A 4,726-nucleotide genomic window follows, 5' to 3' on the forward strand; every position below is an offset into this window, starting at 1 on the left:
CTTTTTCATCGGATAGATTCCGCCTTGAACTACCTTAGCAGCAGCAGGCCCCCCGATCGCGACAATATACAAAATAGCGCAATCTTTAATTAAATTCACACGAAAGGCATTTTTATCTTCTGATAATTCTGCTCCCAATGCCGATCGAATATCAATTAGCCGTATTTCTTTCGCTGATAATTGATAAATTAAATACCGCAGGCACGAACCAAAATGACCATCTAACTCTTCGCGGTTATTAGATGCTACAGCCACACGAATAGAATTAGGCATATCACCTTCTTGATAAGGTTCTATAGGTGGTAGTTTGTCACTCTCACTTGTTTCACCCCATAAAATTCTTACCGCTTTTTTGAATACAGCTATTGTCTCTGTATTAGCATCTTCTCCATGTTCTTCTCCATCGAGTTCATAGGTTTGTCCTAGTGCTGTTTTCAACTTAGTAACTGTGATTTGACTTAAGGATACTTCATCAATATTGCCCCCCAAATAATCCATTAACAGTTCTATAAACTCTTTCAGACTTATTTCGGGAAATAATCTTGAAGCCAAGGCAATCCGCAATGCCACTTCATCTGCAATTGGCTGTTCGCTCATTATTTATTCTCTCTAAACGATTCACAAATTAACAAAGGTATTGTTTGACTATTAGACATGAATTAACCTAATGATTCGGTATTTTTCAATACTAAAATACTCAATAACAAATTTATTTATTTTCTTAAATTAAGATTAATAATTATATATAATTGTATCTAAAAATTATTTTTAATGGAGAGAAAAAAGATGGCTTTATTTGCAAGATAATTATTTCAAAACAGGAGTTTAGACAAGATTTTGGTGCAAAATTCAAAAATCGAGAGTTTTGCACCGAAATCCAGTTTAAACTCCCGTTCTAACGTCGATCGCGAGTATTGGTTCTTTGTCGATCGGAACGCGAACCTTCCCTAACTTGAGTGTTATTGGGGGTAGATTCTGCTACCACCACATAGGGGGAAACAATTTCCTCAGCTTTGCCAATACTGACCAAAGCCCGATAAATTAAAGCAGCCACTTCAGCTCTGGTTGCGAGCCGACCGGGATACAGATAGTTGACGTTGGGATAACTTACGACCATATCCCGCTGGGTAACGGCGGCGATGATATCGCGATCGCTTCTTGGGATCGAGGAGGCATCTCTATACACGCGCAGAACGCTATCGACAGAACCCCCAGCAGAATACTTAAGTCCTCTGCCCAAAGCGACCAAAACGTCAAGACGAGAGACTTTTTGGTCGGGACTGAAACCTTGAGTGGAATTAGTTTCCAAGAAACCCATCTCGTAAGCTTCCCGAATGGCAGGATAAGCCCAGTGGTTAGTCGGCACATCTTTAAAAGCGACGACATCGCGAATTTTATTTCGATCGAAAGCTTTTCGCAAAATCGAAGCCAATTCAGCTCGCGTCACGGGAGCGTTGGGACGATACAGCCCATCGGGAAAACCTTGGAGAATTTCTTGACGCGCCAGTTCTGCGATGAAACCTCTAGCCCAATGATTTGATGGTACATCGGCAAAACTCACCTGCAATTGCGGCGGCGGGGCTGGAGGGTCTTGCGGCGATCGAGAACTGACCGAATTGCGCGTTACCTGGTACGTAGAGTTATTGCTGACATTAGTTATTCGACTCTCCTTACCGGGTGCAGCAGTGAGAACTCTAGGCATATCCGAGCGAAAAATGCTAATCGCCTGATTGGTCACTGCATATTCGCCGCTACCAAAAGAAGCGGGGTAAGCGCTTGTGCGAGATGGTAGGGGTAAACCGGCGACTTGAAACCAGGTGAGGCTGGTATTCGGAACGCCGTTGAGGAAAGTGACTCGTTCCTCACCCGGTCTTGTACCGGTGAGGATAGTGTAGTAATCGTAAAAGCTCGTGCCTTCATCCATGTTGCCATCTCGATCGGCGTCAATGCCGTAGAGAGTCCGCACCATACGGTAAAGAAGCGGTCGTTCCGGGAGAATTAAGTTAACTGCCGCGTTTTCTGACAAAAGTTCAAATTCGCTATAGCCGATCGAGCGATTCTCGTTATCGTACAGGCGCACAACAATGCGATCGCCTGCATTCATCCCTCCCCTAAATTGAGCGCGTCGATCCAGCCGATATCGATAATCGCCGATTAACCGCTCCGGTGCGTAATTGTTGCCATTTTTAGATTTGAGGGAAACGCGAGCGATCGGATTCGGAAGCGTCTCTAATGGTTGTCGAATCATCAAACTGAAACCGCTTCTGTTTTCCGTGCCATTTTGGCGTGGAGGTGGCGGGGCTGTGCGCCGGGGAGGTGTAGCTATTGCAGTGGTTTGTTGAGGCGGACGGGAAACTGGTTGCGGACGCGGTGGGGTGGGCTCTTCCGGGCGGGAAGGCGGTTGCGGACGCGGTGGCGTGGGCTCTTCTAGGCGGGAAGGCGGTTGCGGACGCGGTGGCGTGGCTTCATTGCGGCGCTGAACCGACCTATTGGCATCAGCTAATGCAGCAGCTGGCTCCTCAATCAAAGTACTTCCCTCGCTTTGGGGTATCTCACTTTGAGATAGCTCAACGGGAGGCAATGGCTCTCCTGATTGCCCAGAAGCACTTGCTGTTGTTTGTCTGCGTGAGGGAGGAGCGGGCAGGCGAGTTGGTTGAGACGCACGAGGAAGAGGGGGAGGTGGAGTCGCCGCTACATTCTCGCTGGCAGTTGGATCTAACTTGATTAAGGAACCTGTAAGATTAGTGCGGTAAACCCAGCTTTGGCGATCGCTACCTACTACCACTCGCCAACCGGGAACCAAAGCCTTAGAGCAAACAATACCGGGACTGGCTATCCCCAAACAACCATCCGGCCAAGTTTCCTGTTGCGCGGCGACGATCCGCAAAGCAGATATTTCCATTCCCGTCTGTTGGGATAAATTCTCTAAAACACCATTGGTAATAACTTCTGGAAGATCGAAGTTATTTTGTACCGCTTCTCTTCTGCGTGCGGGTTCTCTCGTCGGCGTCGCTTCTCTTCTGCGTGCGGGTTCTCTCGTGGGAGTCGCTTCTCTTCTGCGTGCAGGTTCTCTCCTCGCTGGTTGTTCTGCTAAAACTTGTGCGGCTACCGCTGGGTTAGTTGGCGATGTAGAAGCGCTTGCTGCATAAGCGATCGCCACTTCGGCACTCGCCCATATTCCCAAACTCGTCGCCGCAAAAACAATCTTCCCAAGTACAGCCAAGAAATTCTTATTCATATAGCACTTACGCAGATTTTGGTGATTGTTGACTGGGGACTGGTGACCGGGAGACTAAGAAAAATCTTCCCCCATCTCCCCCTCCCCCTCTCCCTATCGGCGTAGCTGCTCCCCTACTACTATGCCTACCAATCCAAAATGGCTCGATCGATCTCAAACCTCTTAAAAGCGCCTCGAATTAATTCTTAAGTCAAGAGATATTATCATATAAAAAACATAGTTTACGAATCTTCATAAAAAACTGTGATGACGCAACAGTTGGCAGTTGCCAGCACTTTGGCAAAATTCACCTGGAATTGGAAAGGCCATAAAATACAGTACACCGTCATGGGCAGCGGACGCCCGTTAGTACTGATTCACGGCTTTGGTGCTTCGATCGGACACTGGCGTCAAAATGTTCCCGCACTTGCCGCCGGTGGCTACCGAGTCTTTGCGCTCGATTTACTGGGATTTGGCGCTTCCGATAAGCCATCGCTGGATTACAGCCTGGATTTGTGGGTAGAACTGCTCAAAGATTTCTGTTCGTCGCACATTCAGGAACCTGCCGTATTTGTGGGCAATTCGATCGGCGCTTTACTCAGTTTAATGATGGTGGCAGACGAGCCGGAAATTTCTGCTGGTGCTGTCCTCATCAACTGCGCTGGCGGACTCAATCATCGCCCCCACGAATTAAATTTACCATTGCGGTTGGTGATGGCAGGCTTTACCAAGGTGGTGAGTTCCAAAGTTTTTGGCCCGTTTCTATTTAACCGCATCCGTCAGAAACACCGCATCCGTCGCACCCTCCAGCAAGTTTACTTCAACCGGGAAGCCATCACGGACGAATTGGTGGATATGCTTTACGATCCTTCCTGCGATACTGGCGCACAGCAGGTTTTTGCCTCCATCCTCACCGCACCTCCCGGCCCCAGCCCATCAGAATTGTTGCCAAAAGTCAAGCATCCATTACTGGTTCTTTGGGGAGAAAAAGACCCTTGGACACCGATTAAAGGCGCAACAATTTACAGGGAATTGAGTGACAACGGTCAACCTGTTAAGTTTGTATCGATTCCCGATACCGGTCACTGTCCTCACGACGAACGACCGGATATTGTGAATGGGTTGATTTTGGATTGGCTAGCTGAACTTTAATAAAAAGTAGGGTGGGCAATGCCCACCTTACTTATGGGAAAATGGAGATGCGAACGCGATTGCCTACGGCACGCACTCACGTTCGATTGTCGCTCGAATGCTAATGCTTACGGCACGCACTCGCGTTTGCTCCTACGCACCACATATTTTGCTTATTCTGCCTTTGATTTTTTACTGGACTGGCGCTCTAGAGGTAGATGAGACGCAGACACAGGAAAACTTTCCATGAAGCGGAGAAATAGACAAAGGTTGCTGAGTTTCGCGGGAGGCGCGACAGTTGGCAAAACGAGAGGAACATTCCCATTTGCCACTCTATTTGTCAGCGCAAATAAATTGACTCTTCACTTCTGCTTTGAA

At 47.8% G+C, this 4,726-nt stretch carries 4 protein-coding genes; 2 read left to right on the forward strand and 2 right to left on the reverse strand.

From position 1 onward, the window contains the following. Positions 1 to 597: dinitrogenase iron-molybdenum cofactor biosynthesis protein (locus H6S82_RS19030; protein ID WP_191056557.1), on the reverse strand; the 597-nt coding region annotated here is incomplete at its 3' end. Between the two features lie 298 nt (positions 598 to 895). Beyond that, positions 896 to 3,238: an S-layer homology domain-containing protein gene (locus H6S82_RS34115; RefSeq protein ID WP_191056558.1), complete on the reverse strand. Its 2,343-nt coding sequence runs from the start codon at positions 3,236 to 3,238 to the stop codon at positions 896 to 898. A 246-nt stretch (positions 3,239 to 3,484) separates the two neighbouring features. Between H6S82_RS34115 and H6S82_RS19040 the strand changes: the two genes are divergently transcribed. Then, the gene (locus H6S82_RS19040; RefSeq protein ID WP_190474324.1) at positions 3,485 to 4,369 is read left to right on the forward strand and encodes an alpha/beta fold hydrolase; all 885 of its coding nucleotides are present in this window, start codon (positions 3,485 to 3,487) and stop codon (positions 4,367 to 4,369) included. A gap of 18 nt (positions 4,370 to 4,387) precedes the next feature. After that, the gene (locus H6S82_RS19045) at positions 4,388 to 4,570 is read left to right on the forward strand and encodes a hypothetical protein (RefSeq protein ID WP_191056559.1); all 183 of its coding nucleotides are present in this window, start codon (positions 4,388 to 4,390) and stop codon (positions 4,568 to 4,570) included. Positions 4,571 to 4,726: the final 156 nt, after the last annotated feature.

The organism is Planktothrix sp. FACHB-1355, assembly GCF_014748295.1.
Taxonomy (GTDB): Bacteria; Cyanobacteriota; Cyanobacteriia; order Cyanobacteriales; family Aerosakkonemataceae; genus Aerosakkonema; species Aerosakkonema funiforme_A.

What these genes read in the sequence shown, in the direction of transcription:
- H6S82_RS19040 (WP_190474324.1), top strand. Translation starts at nt 3,485, where the DNA reads ATGACGCAACAGTTGGCAGTTGCCAGCACTTTGGCAAAATTCACCTGG.
- H6S82_RS19045 (WP_191056559.1), top strand. Translation starts at nt 4,388, where the DNA reads ATGCCCACCTTACTTATGGGAAAATGGAGATGCGAACGCGATTGCCTA.
- H6S82_RS34115 (WP_191056558.1), bottom strand. Translation starts at nt 3,238, where the DNA reads ATGAATAAGAATTTCTTGGCTGTACTTGGGAAGATTGTTTTTGCGGCG.